The organism is Curtobacterium oceanosedimentum, assembly GCF_020297365.1.
Lineage (GTDB): Bacteria > Actinomycetota > Actinomycetes > Actinomycetales > Microbacteriaceae > Curtobacterium.
Genome location: NZ_JAIXIG010000002.1, coordinates 136,835 through 154,719, shown reverse-complemented (window position 1 = coordinate 154,719; position 17,885 = coordinate 136,835). Strand labels below are relative to the sequence as shown.

At 72.4% G+C, this 17,885-nt stretch carries 13 protein-coding genes and 1 tRNA gene; 5 read left to right on the top strand and 9 right to left on the bottom strand.

From position 1 onward, the window contains the following. Positions 1–2: 2 nt before the first annotated feature. Both LEL83_RS01535 and LEL83_RS01530 read left to right on the top strand, forming a co-directional pair. A complete protein-coding gene (locus tag LEL83_RS01535) occupies positions 3–1,286 on the top strand; it encodes a 6-phospho-beta-glucosidase (RefSeq protein WP_225557488.1) in 1,284 nt (427 codons plus the stop codon). After that, complete coding sequence (locus LEL83_RS01530; RefSeq protein ID WP_225557487.1) at positions 1,283–2,362, top strand: N-acetylglucosamine kinase; 1,080 nt, start codon at positions 1,283–1,285, stop codon at positions 2,360–2,362. Before LEL83_RS01535 ends, LEL83_RS01530 begins: the two co-directional genes overlap by 4 nt. 111 nt (positions 2,363–2,473) lie before the next feature. Here LEL83_RS01530 and LEL83_RS01525 read toward each other — a convergent pair whose 3' ends face one another. The 9 genes from LEL83_RS01525 to mnmA form a co-directional block, all read right to left on the bottom strand. Then, positions 2,474–3,196, bottom strand: a complete 723-nt coding sequence (locus LEL83_RS01525) for a methyltransferase domain-containing protein (RefSeq protein ID WP_225557486.1) — start codon at positions 3,194–3,196, stop codon at positions 2,474–2,476. Beyond that, a complete protein-coding gene (locus LEL83_RS01520; protein WP_225557485.1) occupies positions 3,193–4,332 on the bottom strand; it encodes a type III polyketide synthase in 1,140 nt (379 codons plus the stop codon). Before LEL83_RS01520 ends, LEL83_RS01525 begins: the two co-directional genes overlap by 4 nt. A 96-nt stretch (positions 4,333–4,428) precedes the next feature. Further along, positions 4,429–5,934, bottom strand: coding sequence for an Asp-tRNA(Asn)/Glu-tRNA(Gln) amidotransferase subunit GatB (gatB, locus tag LEL83_RS01515; RefSeq protein WP_198657960.1), 1,506 nt, complete (start codon positions 5,932–5,934; stop codon positions 4,429–4,431). Continuing rightward, on the bottom strand, positions 5,934–7,481 hold the full coding sequence (gene gatA / locus LEL83_RS01510; protein WP_198657959.1) for an Asp-tRNA(Asn)/Glu-tRNA(Gln) amidotransferase subunit GatA: 1,548 nt from the start codon (positions 7,479–7,481) through the stop codon (positions 5,934–5,936). Before gatA ends, gatB begins: the two co-directional genes overlap by 1 nt. 11 nt (positions 7,482–7,492) lie before the next feature. Continuing rightward, complete coding sequence (gene gatC / locus LEL83_RS01505) at positions 7,493–7,792, bottom strand: Asp-tRNA(Asn)/Glu-tRNA(Gln) amidotransferase subunit GatC (RefSeq protein ID WP_198657958.1); 300 nt, start codon at positions 7,790–7,792, stop codon at positions 7,493–7,495. A 193-nt stretch (positions 7,793–7,985) separates the two neighbouring features. Further along, on the bottom strand, positions 7,986–10,322 hold the full coding sequence (locus LEL83_RS01500; protein ID WP_225557484.1) for a transglycosylase domain-containing protein: 2,337 nt from the start codon (positions 10,320–10,322) through the stop codon (positions 7,986–7,988). A 95-nt stretch (positions 10,323–10,417) separates the two neighbouring features. Then, entirely contained in the window at positions 10,418–11,773 is a 1,356-nt protein-coding gene (locus LEL83_RS01495) for an alpha/beta hydrolase (RefSeq protein WP_225557483.1), read from the bottom strand. Positions 11,774–11,954: 181 nt separating this feature from the next. Next, positions 11,955–14,339 (bottom strand): NAD-dependent DNA ligase LigA, encoded by a 2,385-nt coding sequence (gene ligA, locus LEL83_RS01490; protein WP_225557482.1) that lies wholly within the window; start codon positions 14,337–14,339, stop codon positions 11,955–11,957. A gap of 66 nt (positions 14,340–14,405) precedes the next feature. Further along, positions 14,406–15,512, bottom strand: coding sequence for a tRNA 2-thiouridine(34) synthase MnmA (gene mnmA, locus LEL83_RS01485; protein WP_225557481.1), 1,107 nt, complete (start codon positions 15,510–15,512; stop codon positions 14,406–14,408). Between the two features lie 56 nt (positions 15,513–15,568). Here mnmA and LEL83_RS01480 point away from each other — a divergent pair, with 56 nt between their 5' ends. The 3 genes from LEL83_RS01480 (at position 15,569) to LEL83_RS01470 (ending at position 17,861) form a co-directional block, all read left to right on the top strand. Next, the gene (locus LEL83_RS01480; RefSeq protein ID WP_225557480.1) at positions 15,569–16,879 is read left to right on the top strand and encodes an MFS transporter; all 1,311 of its coding nucleotides are present in this window, start codon (positions 15,569–15,571) and stop codon (positions 16,877–16,879) included. 72 nt (positions 16,880–16,951) lie between these two features. After that, a tRNA-Leu gene (locus LEL83_RS01475) sits at positions 16,952–17,032 on the top strand. Positions 17,033–17,156: 124 nt separating this feature from the next. Further along, positions 17,157–17,861 (top strand): DedA family protein, encoded by a 705-nt coding sequence (locus LEL83_RS01470; RefSeq protein ID WP_225557479.1) that lies wholly within the window; start codon positions 17,157–17,159, stop codon positions 17,859–17,861. Positions 17,862–17,885: the final 24 nt, after the last annotated feature.

Here is a 17,885-nt window from a genome sequence, read left to right as displayed (position 1 = left end):
CAGTGAAACTCACAGTCGTCGGTGGCGGATCCACCTACACCCCCGAACTCGTGGACGGCTTCGCCCGGCTCCGCGACCAACTGCCGATCGACGAGCTCTGGCTCGTCGACCCCGACCCCGTCCGCCGCGAACTCGTCGGCGGTGTGGCGAAGCGGATGTTCGCCCACGCCGGCCACCCCGGCACCATCCACGTCACCGACGACGTGGTGGCCGGTGTCACCGACGCCGACGCCGTCATGTTCCAGCTCCGAATCGGTGGGCAGGCGGCCCGGCACCAGGACGAGACCTGGCCGCACGAGGCGTGCTGCATCGGGCAGGAGACGACCGGTCCCGGCGGGTTCGCCAAGGCGCTCCGCACCGTCCCCGTCGTGCTCGAGTACGCGGAGCTCGTCCGGGAGCACGCCAAGCCGGACGCCTGGATCGTCGACTTCACCAACCCGGTCGGGATCGTCACCCGTGCGCTGCTCGAGGCCGGGCACCGCGCCGTCGGGCTGTGCAACGTGGCGATCGGCTTCCAACGCCGCTTCGCCCGCGAGTTCGACGTCGCACCGGGCGCGGTCCGGCTCGACCACGTCGGGCTGAACCACCTGACGTGGGAGCGCGGTGTGCACGTGACGGGCGCGGACGGCGTGGAGCGCGACGTGCTCCCCGAACTGCTCGCCCCCGACACGGGCGCCCTCGACCGGATGGCCGAGAGCGTGCACATGGCGAAGGACCTCATCCGCCTGCAGCACGCGGTGCCCTCGTACTACCTGCGGTACTTCTACGCGCACGACACCGTGCTCGAGGAACAGCTGCACGCCCCCACGCGGGCCGAGGCGGTGATGGAGACCGAGCGGGCGCTGCTGGCGAAGTACGCCGACGAGTCCGTCGTGACCAAGCCGTCCGAGCTCGAGCAGCGCGGCGGCGCGTACTACTCCGAGGCCGCGATCGACGTGCTCTCGTCGATCCTCGGTGACCGCGGTGACGTGCAAGTGCTCAACGTCCGGAACGACGGCACCTTCCCGTTCCTGCCCGACGACCACGTGATCGAGGTCCCCGCCCGCGTGACGCGGCAGGCGATCACCCCGCTGCCGGTGTCCCCGCTCGCCCCGGACATGGCCGGCCTGGTCGCGCACGTCGCCGGCTACGAGCGGCTCGCCCTCGACGCGGCCGTGCACGGCGGGCGTGACCGCGTGCTCCGCGCGATGTGGGCGCACCCGCTCGTCGGACAGGCCGACAAGGCGGAGCAGCTGACCGACCTGCTCCTGGCCGCGAACGCGGAGCTCATCCCGTGGGCGGGGTGAACCGCGCCGACGCGACGGCGCCGACCGGAGCCTCCCGCCCGCCCGCACCCGTCCTGGCGGACCCCGCCGACGTCGTCCTCGCCGTGGACGGCGGCGGGAGCAAGACCGACGTCGTCGCCATCGCGATCGACGGATCCATCGTCGGGCACGCCCGCGGCCCGGGATCGAACCCGCAGACCCGGGGCTGGGCGGTCGCCGGGCCGATCCTCGACGACGTCCGGGCGCGGGTGGTCCGCGGTCTCGGCGATCGGCGGATCCGCACCACGCACGTGTACCTCGCCGGACTCGACCTGCACGACGAACTCGTCGCGGCGACCGCGGCCCTGGCGCACTGGACCGACGACGGCGGCGGCCCGGCGGTACTCGACAACGACCTGTTCGCGCTGCTGCGGGCGGGCACGCTCTCGCCGGACGCCGCTGCCGTCGTCTGCGGCACCGGCATCAACGCGCTGGCGGTCCGCGCCGACGGCGCCACGGCACGGTTCCCCGCCATCGGTGACGTCTCCGGCGACTGGGGCGGCGGGGCATGGCTCGGCAACCGGGCGCTCTGGCACGCCGCTCGGGCCGACGACGGACGCGGGCCGGCGACCGCGCTGACGACCGCCGTTCCCGAGGCGCTCGGACGCACGAGCGTCCGCGAGGTCATCGAGGACGTGCACTTCGGCCGGCTCGACGACGGGGTGGTCAACCGCCTCTGCCCCGTGCTGTTCGAGGTGGCCGAGGCGGGTGACACGGTCGCCGCCTCGGTCGTGGCCCGACAGGCTGACGAGATCGTGCTGCTCGCCTCGGTCGCACTCCAGCGGCTCGGGCTCGGTGGTTCCGGGGCGGTCCCTGTGCCGGTGGTGCTCGGCGGCGGGGTCCTCGCCGCTCGGCACCCACTGCTCGTGTCAGGCGTCGTCGACGGGCTCGCCGCCCGCGTGCCGGGCGCCGTCCCCACCTGGGTGACCGACCCACCGGTGCTCGGTGCGGGGCTGGCGGCACTCGAGTCGGTCGGGGTCGGTGCGGCTGCGCTCGACCGGTACCGCGGTGCTGTGCGGTCCCGCGCCTTCGCGAGCACGACGGCCGCGATCCGCTGACTCCGCTGCGGCCAGTCGTCGGACTTTCGCGCTGGACGACACCTCACGCGGCCCCGAGCCCGTGACCTGTCGCTCAGCGCGAAATCCGCCGGCGCCGCCCGCCCGCCGCGCTCAGGCGTCGCGGATCGCGAGCACGCGGTGCGGCGCCGCCGCCTCGGCCCGCCACCCCTGCGGCAGCACCTGCTGCAGCTCGGGCACGGTGTAGCTCCGGCGGATCGACCGCAGCCCGTCGACCCGGACGAACGTGCCCGCGGCGACGAGCGGCGACGCCAGCGCGTAGGCCCGGTACGCGGCCGGGGACCGTCGGATGTCCGAGTGCAGGCTGCGCGTGCCCGCGAGCACCGCGGAGTCGGCGAGGAACCCGTCGCGCTCCTCGTCGCCCAGGTGGTGCAGGACGTGGTTCGAGACGACCACGTCGAACCGTTCCCCCGCGACGACGAGCTCGGCGCTCGACTGCTGGCGGAACGTGACGCCCGCCGGTGTCGAGCGTCGTGCCGCCGCGATCGCCCGCTCGTCGGGATCGGCTCCGACGACCTCGAGCTCGAACCCGTCCGCGGCAGCCCACCGCACGAGCGATCGCGCCAGGTCGCCCCCGCCGCACCCCAGGTCGAGCACGCGCCCGCGGCCCGTCACGGGCAGCGCCGGCGCGACGTGCGACCGCCAGGCCGCGCGCCATCCGCTGATGAGCGCGTTGACGAGGGCGAAGCGACGGAAGGTCCGGTCGAGTGTCCGCGGATCACAGTCCGGTTCGTCCATGAGCTCGCGCAGGTCGCGCGCACGGGTGCGCAGGTCGACCGCCGGGAGGCCCGGGTCGCCGCCGCTCCGAGCGGTCACGCCGCTCCCGTGGTCGCGACCGGCACCCGCGCGGGCTCGACGGCCGGCGAGGCCTCGGTCCGCACGGCGGTCAGGCGGGCGCTCTCGACCGTCAGGCCGGGGCCGAACGCCAGCGCGACGACGGCGCTGCCGTTGGTGAGACCGGCGTCGACGGCGTCGCGCAGGACGAAGAGCACCGTGGCGCTCGACATGTTGCCGTGCTCGCGGAGCACCCGCCGGCTCGACGCCATCGCGCTGTCCGGCAGACCGAGCGACTCCTGCGCGCGGTCGAGGATGGCGCGCCCACCCGGGTGCACCGCCCACACCGGGATGCTCGCGGCGGTGCCGCCGTCGAGCAGCGGTTCCACGGCATCGGGCACGTGCAGCCCGACGAGCTTCGGGACGGCGGTCGACAGCACCATCTCGAAGCCCTCGTCGCCGATGTTCCAGGCCATCTCCGACGCCCCCTCGGTCACCACGGACGTGGTGAACGCGTCGAAGCGCAGGCCGGCGCCGTCGCGCGCGACGACCGCCGCGGCCGCCCCGTCGCCGAACACGCTGTTCGCCACGATCTGGTCGGGGTCGTCCGAGGCGCGGACGTGCAGCGTGCACAGTTCGCCGCAGACCACGAGCACGACGGCGTCCGGGTCCTGGTCGACGAAGGCCGCGGCGATCCGGAGCGCGGGGAACGCGGCGCAGCAGCCCATGAAGCCGATGTGGTGCCGGAAGACGCGCTCCGGCAGACCGAGCTGGTCGACGACGTCGATGTCGGGGCCCGGCTGCGTGAAGCCGGTGCAGGACACGGTCACCAGGTGCGTGACGGCCTCCGGCGCGATCCCCGCACGGGCGACGGCGTCGCGGGCGGCGGCGACGAACAGCGGCGGGGCGAGTTCGCGGTAGCGGTCGTTCCGCTCGCCGGTCGACGGGGACCGGAGGGTGCCGTCGTCGTCACGGAAGGCGCCACCGGGCCGTTCTCGGTCGAGTTCCTCGAGGACCGTGTGCCGCTGGTCCACCGCCGACCCGTCGAACGCGGCCGGCACGAGGCGGCTGCCCAGGCGTCCGAGGTCCGGTTGCGCGGCGAAGAGGTCACGCACCCGGGGCTGGTCGAGGGTCGTCTCTGGGACGGCGGTACCGATGGCGCGGATCGTTGCGGACACGGTTCATCCTGTCACCAGGTCGCTGACGTGTCCCCAGGATGCACGGGAGGCACGGTGCGTGCGTGCACCGTGCCTCCCGTCCGACCGTGGTCGGGTCTACGACTGCTGCGCGCGCTCCAGCACCAGCTCGCGCACGCGGGCGGCGTCCGCCTGGCCCTTCATGGCCTTCATGACGGCACCGATGATCGCGCCGGCGGCCTGGACCTTGCCGTCCTGGATCTTGGCGAGCACGTCCGGCTGGGCGGCGAGCGCCTCGTCGACGGCCGCGGTCAGGGCCGAGTCGTCCGAGACGACCTTGAGCCCACGGGCCTCGACGACCTGCGCCGGCGAGCCCTCTCCCGCGATGACGCCCTCGAGCACCTGGCGCGCCAGTCGGTCGGTCAGGTCGCCGGACTCGACGAGGGCGATGACCTCGGCGACGTGCTGCGGCGACACGAGGTCACCGGGGGCGGCGTCCTGCGCGTTGGCGACGCGGCTGATCTCACCGGTCCACCACTTGCGGGCGGCTTGCGGAGCGGCGCCCGCGGCGACGGTGCCCTCGACCTCGTCGAGCAGGCCGCCGTTGACGACGTCCTGGAACTCGAGGTCGGCGAAGCCCCACTCGCCCTTCAGGCGGCGTCGGCGCGCGACCGGGGCCTCGGGCAGCGAGGCGCGGAGCTCCTCGACGACCGCGGGGTCCGGCACGACCGGCAGCAGGTCGGGCTCGGGGAAGTAGCGGTAGTCGTCGGCGTCCGACTTCGGGCGTCCGGCCGAGGTGCGACCGGTGTCCTCGTGCCAGTGCCGGGTCTCCTGCGTGATCGTCCCGCCGGCGGCCAGGATCGCGGCCTGACGCTGGATCTCGTACCGGATGGCGCGTTCGACGGCGCGGAACGAGTTGACGTTCTTCGTCTCGGTGCGGGTGCCGAGCTTCTCCTGGCCGCGGGGGCGCAGCGAGATGTTGGCGTCGCAGCGCAGGTTCCCGCGCTCCATCCGGGCCTCCGAGACGCCGAGGGCGCGGACGAGGTCGCGGATGACCTGCACGTAGGCGGCACCGAGCTCGGGCGCGCGGTGCTCGGCGCCGAAGATCGGCTTCGTGACGATCTCGACGAGCGGCACGCCGGCTCGGTTGTAGTCGACGAGCGAGTACTCGGCACCCTGGATGCGGCCGGTGGCACCACCGACGTGCGTGAGCTTGCCGGCGTCCTCTTCCATGTGGGCGCGCTCGATCGGGATGTTGTAGATCGTGCCGTCGGCGAGCTCGACCTCGACCTCGCCCTCGTAGGCGATGGGCTCGTCGTACTGCGAGACCTGGTAGTTCTTCGGGTTGTCCGGGTAGAAGTAGTTCTTCCGGGCGAACCGCGACGACTCGGCGATCGAGCAGCCGAGCGCGAGCCCGAGCTGGATCGAGTACCGCACGGCCTGCTCGTTCACGACCGGCAGCGACCCGGGCAGCCCGAGGTCGACCGGGGTGACGTTCGTGTTCGGCTCGCCACCGAAGAAGTTCGGGGCGTCGGAGAACATCTTGGTCTTCGTCGCGAGTTCGACGTGGACCTCGAAGCCGAGGACCGGCTCGTAGCGCTCGAGCGCCTCGTCGAAGTCCATGAGCGCGTCCTTCTGCGCCATCAGATCACACCTTCCTGCGCAGCCGACTGCTGACTCTGGTCGAGGTCCGGGACGGACGCGATGAGCGGCGCCCCCCACTGCTGCTCGAGCAGCCGCTCGAGGGCCGCGCCGTAGCGGTACAGCCGGGCGTCCTCGCGCTGCGGGGCCATCAGCTGCACACCGGTCGGCAGCGAGTCCTCGGGCGCCAGGCCGTTCGGGATGCTCATGCCGGGGACGCCGGCCAGGTTCGCCGGGATCGTCGTGAGGTCGTTGAGGTACATCGCGAGCGGGTCGTCGATGCGCTCACCGAGGGGGAACGCGGTCGTCGGCGCCGAGGGGCTGACGAGCAGGTCGACCTGCTCGAACGCCGCCTGGAAGTCGCGCTGCACGAGCGTGCGGACCTTCTGCGCCGAGCCGTAGTAGGCGTCGTAGTAGCCGGCGCTCAGTGCGTAGGTGCCGAGGATGATGCGGCGCTTGACCTCCGGCCCGAAGCCGGCTTCGCGCGTGGCGGCCATGACGTCCTCCACCGTGGCGCCGCCCTCGGGCGTGACGCGCAGGCCGAAGCGCACGGAGTCGAACTTCGCGAGGTTCGACGACGCCTCGGCCGGGAGGATCAGGTAGTAGGCGCTGATCGCGTACGCGAACGAGGGGGCGTCGATCTCGACGACGACCGCTCCGGCCGACTCGAGCAGCGCGACGGTCTCCTGGAACCGCTGCGTGACACCGGCCTGGAAGCCGTCGCCACCCGCGAGTTCCTTCACCACGCCCACGCGCAGCCCACGGAGCGTGTCCGAGTGCAGCCCCTCGCGCGCGGCGGCGGCCATCGAGGGCCAGGCGTCCGGGATCGAGGTGGAGTCGCGCGGGTCGTGCCCGCCGATGACGTCGTGCAGGAGCGCGGCGTCGAGCACGGTGCGGGACACCGGACCGACCTGGTCGAGGCTGGACGCGAGGGCGATCGAGCCGTACCGGCTCACACCGCCGTACGTCGGCTTGACGCCGACCGTGCCGGTGACGGCACCCGGCTGGCGGATCGATCCACCGGTGTCGGATCCGAGCGCGAGCGGTGCCTCGTACGCGGCGACGGCGGCGGCGGAACCACCACCGGACCCGCCGGGGATCCGGTCGAGGTCCCACGGGTTGCGGGTCGGACCGTACGCCGAGAACTCGGTCGTCGAGCCCATCGCGAACTCGTCCATGTTCGTCTTGCCCAGCGGCACGAGGCCGGCGGCGCGGAGCTTCGCGACGGGGGTGGCGTCGTACGGCGGCACCCAGCCCTCGAGGATCTTCGAGCCCGAGGTGGTCGGCATGTCCTGCGTGCACAGGACGTCCTTGACGGCGATGGGGACGCCGGCGAGGGCGCCGAGGTCGTCACCGGCGGCACGGCGCGAGTCGATCGACTTCGCGACGGCCAGGGCGTTCTGGTTCACGTGCAGGAACGCGTGCACGTCGCCGTCGACGGCGGCGATCCGGTCGAGGTGGGCCTGGGTGGCCTCGACGCTCGAGACGTCGCGCGCCACGAGGGCGTCGGCGAGCGCCGCGGCGCTGAGCTTCGTGATGTCGTCGGTCACTGTTCTTCGCCCTACTGTTCTTCGCCGAGGATGGCGGTCACGCGGAACCGTTCGCCGTCGGAGTCGGGCGCGCCGGAGAGCGCCTGCTCCTGCGTCAGCGTCGTGCCGACCACGTCGGGTCGGGTGACGTTGCCGAGCGGCACGGGGTGGCTCGTCGCCGGGACGTCGTCGGTCGCGACCTCGGCGACCTTGGCGACGCTCTCGACGATGTGCGACAGCTCCCCGGTCAGCTTCTCGATCTCGTCGGGCGTGAGTGCGATACGTGCGAGGCTCGCCAGGTGGGCGACCTGCTCGCTCGTGATGTCAGGCATGGTGCTCCGTCGATCGGTTCGTGGAATGCCCAACAGTCTATTGGCTGCGTCGGGCGCGCAGGCGCGGCTGTGGACAACGGTCTGGAGGCCCGGTGCCGGTCCGCCGGACCGGCACCGGGCCTCCAGGCCGCACCGGCACGGCCTGCCCGGCGCTGGCGCGTCGTCGAGGAACCGGCGGCGTGGTCCCAGGCGGTCACTCCCCGTGCCGGTCCCCCGCAGCCGGTGCCGCGGGGGCGCCCGTCGCGGCGGGAGCGGGCGCGGCCGGGGCAGCGGGAGCAGCCGGAGCAGCCGGGGCACCGGTCTGCGTCGGCGAGGCGGGCGTGTCCTGGTCGCGCTGCGCGGTCCCCGGTCCGGGCGAGGACGGAGACGACGAGGTCGAGGACGAGGACGACCCGCCCGCGTTCCCGATCATCGCCTGGCTCGGTGCCGGGAGCGCTCCCCCGCCGACGGTCTGGTCCAGGTAGCCCATCATCGCCTTGCCCACGCCGAACTTCGCGCTGTACCCGGTCGTGCCCTGCAGGAACGGCTGGTCCGCCAGGCTCACGTTCCCCTGCACGTTGCCGATCCAGGTGGCGTTCGTGTACTTCGTCGACGACGCGACCAGCCAGTTCTGCACGTCGCCGTCGGTGGTGCCGGTCTTCGCGAACTTCGGCACGCTGTCACCCGGGTTCGCGCTCGCGGCGGTCCCCGATCCGGACAGGACGCCCTGCAGGGCGTGGTCGACGGTGCCCGCGACGTCGGCGGAGACGCCCCGCGTGCAGGACGACGGCGTCGGCGTGATCGTCGTGCCGTCCGCCTCGGTCACCGAGTCGATCGCGGTGGGCGTGCACACGACGCCGCCGTTCGCGAAGCCCGCGTAGGCCTCGGCCAGGTCGATCGGCGACAGCTCGTTGACGCCGAGGATCGACGACGGGGTCTGCGTCAGGTCGCCGCCGTCGGCACGGTGGATGCCCATCGACTGCGCGAGCTTCGCGATCCTGCACAGGTCGAGCTGCTTGCCCATCTGCGCGTAGGCCGTGTTGATCGACTCGACGGTCGCGTCCTCGACCGACATCGACGCCGGTACGCTCTCGGCGTTCGCCACGTTCCAGGTGCCGCCCGCGACGTCCTGGCAGCTGTTCGTGAACTCGGCGTTCTCGAACTGGTGCTCCGACGTGGTCACCGACTCGGACAGCGTGTGTCCGGTCGCGAGCCACTCGGCCAGCGTGAACACTTTGTAGGTCGACCCGGTCTGGAACCCACCGGAGTTGCCGTACCCGGAGTCGGCGCTGTAGTTCACCGCCGTCGCACCCGCGGCGGCGGCGTCGCCCTGCGTGTACGAGGTGTTCTGCACCATCGACGTGATCCGTCCGGTCCCCGGTTCGACGGTGACGTTCGAGCCGCCCACGTCGACGCCCGCCATCGTGGGCGGCACGTACGTCGACAGGGCCTGCTGCGCCCGGCCCTGCTGGTCGAGGTCGAGCGACGTGTGGATCTGCAGGCCCTTCGTGTCGAGCGTCGCGATGCGCTGGGCGGCGGTCCTGCCGAACGCGGGATCCTGCAGCACCTGGTCGCGCACGTAGTCGCAGAAGTACCCGGCGTCGTGGTTCGTCGCGGCGGTCGAGCAACCGTTCGCCGTCTCGGTGATCCTCGGTGTCACCGGGGTCGCGATCGCCTCGGCCAACTGGGCCTTCGTGATCGCCCCGTGCACCTGCATGCGGCGGAGCACGTAGTCCCGGCGTTCCTTGGTGAGGGCGTAGCCGTTCGCCCGGCCGTTGTCCGTGTCGGAGGGCACGTCGATGCGCAGGTTCGACGGGTTGTTCAGGATCGCGACCAGGGTGGCCGACTGCACGAGCGACAGGTCCTTCGCGTGCACGCCGAAGTAGTGCTCGGCTCCGGCCTCGGCACCGTAGACCCGGCCGCCGAGTCCGACGATGTTGAGGTACCCGGTGAGGATCTCGTCCTTCGAGTACTTCTTGTCCACCGCGATCGCGTACCGCATCTCCTGCAGCTTGCGCTGCGGCGTGACGCCGGCCGCGTCCTGGTAGCAGGCTGCGACCTTCTTCTCGGTGGCGGCCTGGTCCTTGCCGGTCAGCTCCTCGCACTGCTGCACGAGGACGTTCTTGACGTACTGCTGCGTGATGCTCGAGCCGCCCTGCACGTCCCCGCCGACGACGGTCGCGGCCACGCCACGCAGGGTGCCGAGCACGTCGATGCCGCCCTCGTCGTAGTAGCGCGGGTCCTCGGTGTCGATCGCGGCCTGCTTCAGCGAGTCCGCCATCTGGTCCGCGGTGACGTTCGTGCGGTTCTCGGCGTAGAACGACGCGATCTCGACCTGCTTCCCGCCCTGCGTGGCGTACACCGACGACACCTGCTGCGGGGTCCGGACCTCGAGGTAGCTCGGCAGGTCCTCGAAGAACGCCACCGCACCCGACGTGCCCTCACCGGCGACCGCGACGGCCGGTGTGACCGCGACGGCGACGAGCATGCCGGCGAGCACGGACAGCACCACGAACATCAGGAGAGCACCAGGCCATCGCACCACACGCATGACGGCACCGTAGGGATGCGGGCTGGACTGGTTCTGCCGTGGAACGATCACCGACTGCGGTCGTGCTCAGGTTGCCGTTCAGGCACCGTCGGAGATCAGTCGCGCGGTTGCAGGTCCTGCGGGCGCACGAGGTACATGTCGGGGGTCGCCCCGACGACCGAGTCGCCGTCGTGGTCGCCCCGGCGCACCTGCTCCCGCACCAGGTCACCCCGGCCGATCCCGATCAGGGCGACGTCGTGCAGCGAGGCGGTGCCGGGCTCGAGGTAGTCGTTGTGCCCGACCGGACGCCGGAAGACGTCCCCCGCGGCGTCCTGCACCCCGCCGGCCAGGTCGAGCACGGTCGACCCGAAGGACGCTCCGCCGGGGTCGGTGCCGAAGTACCCGGAGCCCGCGATCGGATCGCTGTGGGCGCCGCCGACGAAGACCTCGCCGTCGGTGACCGCGAGGTCGGCAGCCGAGCGCACGTCGCTGCCCGGCGACCCGAGCACCGTCAACGTGTCGGCGGTCATCCGTCCCGACGCCAGGGCGATCATCGCCGTGGTGGACCCGTACGAGTGAGCGACGACGTTGAGTCGCGGCGGGTCGACCGGCCGCTCGCGCAGGCCGTCGACGGCGCGTTCGAGCCGCACGGCGCCGGTCTCGGCCAGGCCGAGCGACAGGATGTTCGACAGGTCGGGCGTGCGGTAGCCCATCCAGGCCACGACGGCGACGCCCGATCCGCTGCCGCCACCCGCCGTCGCGAGGGGCGCGAGCGTGGCCTGCTCGCGGGACAGGTCGTTGGCGGTGTCGGTGAAGTCGGTCATCTGGCCGGTGACCGTGAAGAACATCCCCGGGACGACGACGGTGACGTCGGCCGCGGTGTCGAGGTCACCGATGCTGATCGCCGCCCGTCCGGATCCGCGGGTGTCCAGCGTGACGAGGTACCGCTGCGGGTCGCCGGGCTCGTGCACGAGCGAGTCTCGGACCTGCCCGAGCATCGCGGCCTCGGCGGCACCGGTGTCGTCGTCGGCCAGACCGGTCGTGAGCGTCGCACGGTTCGCGACGTCGCGGACGGCGTACGGCACGCCGTCCAGGTTCCCCACCACCGACGGCGCGCACCGCAGGAGCAGGTCGCGCTCGTCGCCGTGCAGACCCGCCCACCACCGGGCGACCGTGGCGGCGGACGGTGGGTCGTCCTGCACCGTCTCGACGACCCGACGGTCAGCGGCGGCGCGGCCGAGCTTGCCGGCGTCCAGCGCCCCGAGCCCGTCGAGGAACGCCCGACCACCCGCGGTCGCGACGTCCTCGACACCGGCGTGTCCCCCGGTCGCGACCGGGACGGGGGCGGGGTGCCGTGGGGCGACCACCGCGACGGCGGCCGGTGCCGCGTGCGCCGGAGGCACGTCGGGGACCTCGACCACTCCGAGCGAGTGCATCGAGGCGGTGAGCAGAGCTGCGGCGACGAGCAGCAATCGGGTCTCCCCCGGGAAGGCCTTCCCGACGTCCCCCTGCAGACGACGGGTGATGCTGTTCCGAGTGTACGGAGGGCCGCCGACGTTCTGTCATGCGTGATGCAACTTGTCCCTCGAACTGGGCACGACGATCGGCGCGCCGTTCCCCGCTGGCGCGCCGATCCTGTGTGCTGAGTGCGCCTCAGTCCTCGGTCGCGGTGCCGTCCGGCGTCGACTCGACCGGGGCAGTCTCGTCCGAGCCTGCATCGTCCGAGCCCGCCTCGGCGAGGGCCGCCGGCCCCTCCGTCACGAGCAGGTGGAACTGGACGGCGTCGATGATCCGCACGCCCAGCTGCTCGGCCTTGGTCAGTTTCGACCCGGCTCCCGGCCCGGCAGCGACGAAGTCCGTCTTCTTGCTCACGCTCGACGCCGCCTTGCCGCCCGCGGTGATGATGGCCTCCTGCGCTCCCTCGCGTGTGTAGCCCTCGAGCGACCCGGTCGCGACGACGGTCACACCGCTCAGCACGCCGCCCTCGGCTGCGGCGCCGCCCGGACCGGGGTGATCGGGCGTCGTGAACTGCACGCCGGCCGCGGTCCAGCGGTCGATGATCTCGCGGTGCCAGTCGACCTCGAACCAGGCGAGCAGGGCATCGGCGATGATCCCGCCCACCCCGTCGACGGCGGCCAGGTCCTCACGGGACGCCGACCGGATCGCGTCGAGGGAGCCGAAGTGGTTCGCCAGGGCGCGGGCGGCGACCGGTCCGACGTGGCGGATGCTCAGGCCGACCAGGATGCGCCACAGGGGCTTCGTCTTCGCGGCGTCGATGTTCGCGAGCATCTCGAACGCGTTCTTCGACGGGTAGCGGCTCGGCTCCCCGGTGTAGTCCGCACCACGGGACTCAGGGTCGAACGGCGGGTCGGTCTTCTTGCGCGCCCGACTGAACGGCGTCACACGCTTCGGGGTGCCGTCGTCGTCGACCTTCTGCATGCCGGTCTCGGCGTCGCGGACGATCACCTCGATCGGGACGATGTCCTCCATCGTCAGGTCGAACAACCCGGCCTCGGTGACGAGCGGCGGGGTCTCCGGCCGCAGGGGCTGGGTGAGCGCCGCGGCGGCGACCTCGCCGAGGCCCTCGATGTCGAGCGAGCCGCGCGAGGCGATGTGCTCCACCCGCCCGCGCACCTGCGCCGGGCAGCTCTCCGCGTTCGGGCAGCGCAGGTCGATGTCGCCCTCCTTGGCGGGGGCGAGCTCGGTGCCGCACTCGGGGCAGTGCGTCGGCATCACGAACTCGCGCCCGGAGCCGTCACGGAGTTCCACGACCGGCCCGAGCACCTCGGGGATGACGTCGCCGGCCTTGCGCAGCACGACGGTGTCGCCGATCAGCACGCCCTTCGCCTTGACGACCTGCTGGTTGTGCAGCGTCGCCTGGCGCACGACCGACCCGGCGACCTCGGCCGGGGCCATCACCGCGAACGGGGTCGCACGGCCGGTGCGGCCGACGCTGACCACGATGTCGGTCAGCGTCGTGTGGACTTCTTCCGGCGGGTACTTGTAGGCGATCGCCCACCGCGGCGCCCGCGAGGTCGAGCCGAGCTCCTCGTGCAGCGCCAGGTCGTCGACCTTCACGACGACGCCGTCGATCTGGTGCTCGACGGACGACCGGCGGTCCCCCGTGGTGCGGACGAAGCCGTTCACCTCGTCGATGGTGTCGAACACCCGGTAGTGGCTGCTCGTCGGCAGCCCCCACGTCTGCAGGAGCTCGTACACCTCGGACTGGCTGCGGACGTCGGTGCCCTGCTCGAGCTCGCGGACGGGCCACGCGCCGATGCCGTGCACGAGCATCCGCAGACGCTGCAGGCGGTCGACCATCAGGGCGCGCTTCGCCTCGGACTTGCCCTCTTCCTTCTGGCGGAGCGACCCGGCGGCGGCGTTGCGCGGGTTGGCGAACACGCGCTCCCCCGCATCGCGCTGGTTCGCGTTGAGCTCGTCGAACTCGGCGACGGGGAAGAAGATCTCGCCCCGGACCTCGACCAGGGGCGGGTGACCGGTGCCCGACAGGCGGTCCGGGATCGTGCCCATGGTGCGGACGTTGCCGGTGACGTCCTCGCCCACGACGCCGTCGCCACGGGTCGCCGCCGAGACGAGTCGACCGTGCTCGTAGCGCAGGTTGATCGCGAGACCGTCGATCTTCAGCTCGGTCAGGAACCGCACGCGCTCGTCGCCCGCGTCCCGCTGCACCTTGACGGCCCAGTCGGTCAGCTCGTCGGGGCTGAAGACGTTGTCGAGCGAGAGCATGCGCTCCGCGTGCTCGACGGGCGCGAACTGGATCGACTGCGCCCGGCCGCCGACCGTCTGCGTCGGACTGTCCGGCGTGACGAGCTCCGGGAACCGCTGCTCGACGGCCTCGAGCCGGCGGGCCATCGCGTCGTAGTCGGCATCGGTGACGGTCGAGCCGCCCTCGCCGAAGTAGTAGGCGTCGCGCAGTTCGAGGATGCGGGACCGCAGCCGGTCGACCTCGCGCTGCGCACCGGCGGCGTCGAGCTCGTCGGGGTCGATGGTCTCGAACGTGGCGTCGGTCTCGCTCATGGCATCAGTTCTACCGTGCGCCACCGACGTGGCGTGCAGCGACCGGGGTGCCCGGGAGCGGCGGGGTCAGGCGTCGACGGGGACGGCGCTGACGGTGTCGTCGATCGTGCACTGCCCGAGCACCCGGGTGCCCACGTACACCACCGCGGTCTGCCCGGGGGCGACCCCGGACAATGGCTCGTCGACGTCGATCACCAGCACGTCGTCCTGCACGCGCGCGGTCGCGGGCACCGGGTCGGCGTGGGCGCGGATCTGCACGTCGCAGGCGAACGGCACGGACGGGTCGGCGGGGGCGGCACCGGCCCAGGTGAACCGGGAGCCCGACATCGACACGACGTCGAGCGCCTCCTTCGGGCCGACGACGACGGTGTTCTCCTTCGGGCGGATCTCGAGCACGAAGCGCGGCCTGCCGTCCGGCGCCGGTCGTCCGAGCGCGAGACCGCGGCGCTGCCCGACGGTGTACCCGGTCGCGCCCTGGTGGGAGCCGACGACCGTGCCGTCACGCTCGACGACGTCACCGGTCTCGCTGCCCGCGCGGTCGGCGAGCCAGCCGCGGGTGTCCCCGTCCGGGATGAAGCAGATGTCGTAGGAGTCCGGCTTCTGCGCGACCGTCAGCCCGCGGGCGGCGGCCTCGGCCCGGACCTCGTCCTTCGAGGGGGTGGCACCGAGCGGGAACATCGCGTGCTGCAGCTGCTCGGCGGTCAGCACCCCGAGCACGTACGACTGGTCCTTCGCCCACGCGGCCGACCGGTGGAGTTCCCGGGAGCCGTCCGGACCGGTGACGATCGAGGCGTAGTGCCCGGTCGCGACGGCGTCGAACCCCAGGGCCAGTGCCTTCTCGAGCAGCGCCGCGAACTTGATGCGCTCGTTGCAGCGCATGCAGGGGTTCGGCGTGCGGCCGGCCTGGTACTCGGCCACGAAGTCGTCGACGACGTCCTCCTTGAACCGGGCCGAGAAGTCCCAGACGTAGTACGGGATCCCGAGGGCCGACGCGGCGCGCTGGGCGTCCATCGAGTCCTCGATGGTGCAGCAGCCGCGGCTGCCGGTCCGCAGGGTCCCGGGCATCCGGCTCAGCGCCAGGTGCACGCCGACCACGTCGTGTCCGGCGTCGACCGCCCGGGCAGCCGCCACCGCCGAGTCGACACCACCGCTCATCGCCGCCAGAACACGCATGCCTCCAGGGTAACCCGCCGACGAAGCGGTACCGCTGGCGTACCGTTGGTCGGGCGATGGCCACGACTGCGAACGACTCATTCGACTTCCGGTCCGTCCTGCTGTCCGGGTTCCTGCCCGCCGCGCTGTTCGCGATCGGCGAGGGCGCGATCATCCCGATCATCCCGATCGCCGCCGACTCCCTCGGGGCCAGCCTGGCGTTCGCCGGCTTCGTCGCGTCGCTGATCCTGGTCGGCGAGCTCATCGGTGACGTGCCGTCCGGCATCGTCGTCGCCCGCATCGGCGAGCGGAACGCGATGATCGGCGCCGCCCTGGTGTCGGTCGTCGGCCTCGTCGTGGCCACCACCGCCGCGAACGCCTGGGTCCTGGCGCTCGGGGTGTTCCTGGTCGGGGTCTCGACCGCCGTGTTCGCCCTCGCCCGACACGCCTACATGACCACGGCGATCCCCCTGCGCATCCGGGCCCGTGCCCTGTCGAGCCTGGGCGGGGTGTTCCGCTTCGGGTACTTCGTCGGCCCCTTCATCGCCGCTGGCGTCGTCCACCTGACCGGCACCACCAGCAGTGCCTTCTGGATCCACGTCGTCTGCTGCCTGGCGGCGGCGACCGTGCTCCTGGTGCTCCGAGACCCGGCGACGGGCGCACGGGGTCTGCGGTTGCCGCCCCGCGCCTCCCGACCGACGGCGGACCCCGTGGCGGACGCGAGCGGCGGGGCCGGCACCGAACCACCCGCCGACACGGGCGCGCAGTTCGTCCAGCAGGAGGCACAGGGCCTGTTCCGCACCATCCGCGCGAACCGGGCGGTGCTGCTGCGACTCGGCAGCGGCGCCGGCCTGATCGGCGCGATGCGCGCCGGCCGCCAGGTGATCCTGCCCCTGTGGGCGGTCAGCGTGGGACTGGACGACTCGGCCGCGGCGCTGGTCATCGGCATCGCCGGCGCCGTCGACTTCGCGCTGTTCTACACGAGCGGGCAGATCATGGACCGGTGGGGACGGCTCGCGAGCGCCCTGCCGTGCATGCTCGGCCTGAGCATCAGCTACTTCCTGCTCGCCTGGAGCGGCCACCTGGACGCCCGGGTCGGCTGGTTCGTCGCGATCGCGATGGGCATGTCCCTGGCCAACGGCGTCGGGTCCGGCATCCTCATGACGCTCGGCGCGGACCTCGCTCCGCGGAACGCCCCGGCACCCTTCCTGGGCGCCTGGAGGTTCACCGGCGACTTCGGGTCGGCCGCGGCGCCCCTGGTCATCTCCGGGGTCACCGCGATCGCGTCGATCGCGGTCGCGAGCGGGGTGATGGGCGTGCTCGGCCTGGTCGGCGCCGGGATCCTGCTCCGGTACGTGCCCCGGTACCTGCCCCGGCAGCTGCGCTGACGCGCCCGGTCCGGTCTGGAGGCACGGTGCGCGTCCGCCCCGCACCCCGCCCTCGGTAGACTGCCGCTGCTCGCGGGAGTGGTGGAATCGGTAGACACGCAGGATTTAGGTTCCTGTGCCCCAGGCGTGAGGGTTCGAGTCCCTCCTTCCGCACCGTTGCGGTCCTCCGCACCCCTGCCAGGAGTCATACCCGCGAGGGATGGCCGGGCGACGCACGGGCGGTACCCTCGACCCGCGGGGGTCTCCCGCCGCCTCCGCCTCCACGACCGGAAGAACCATGCACTCCGTCGCACTCGCCCTGATCCCGTGGCTCGACCCGCAGTACATCCTCGACCACTTCGGGGCCATCGCCGTGCTCGTGGTCTGCGGGATCGTGTTCGCCGAGACCGGACTGCTCGTCGGGTTCATCTTCCCGGGCGACAGCCTGCTCGTCATCACGGGCCTGTTCGCCTTCGACCGCGGCGGCGAGATCGGCGGCATCCCGATCTGGGTCGCGGCGCTGATGATCGGCGCGGCGGCGTTCCTGGGCGGCGAGCTGGGCTACTACATCGGCAAGAAGGCCGGTCCGCCGATCTTCGAACGCAAGGAGAGCGGGCTGTTCTCGAAGGAGAACGTCGACCGCACCAACGCGTTCTTCCACCGCTTCGGCCCCGCCGCCGTGATCCTGGCGCGCTTCGTGCCGGTGGTCCGCACCTTCGCGCCCATCGCCGCCGGTGTCGGCCGGATGGACTACAAGAAGTACTCGCTGTACAACGCCGTCGGCGCCGTGGTCTGGGGTGTCGGTGTGACGTTCCTGGGCTACTTCCTCGGGTACATCCCGTTCGTGGCCCACATCGTGCGCGAGTACATCGACATCATCCTGCTCGCGGCGGTCGTCGTGACCGTGGTGCCGATGGCCCTGACCTACCTGCGGAACGCGCGCAAGGCCAAGCACGCGGGCGATGCCGAGGCGACCACCGCGCCGACGGAACCGACGCTCTAGGCGCACCCCGGGCCTCCAGGCCGC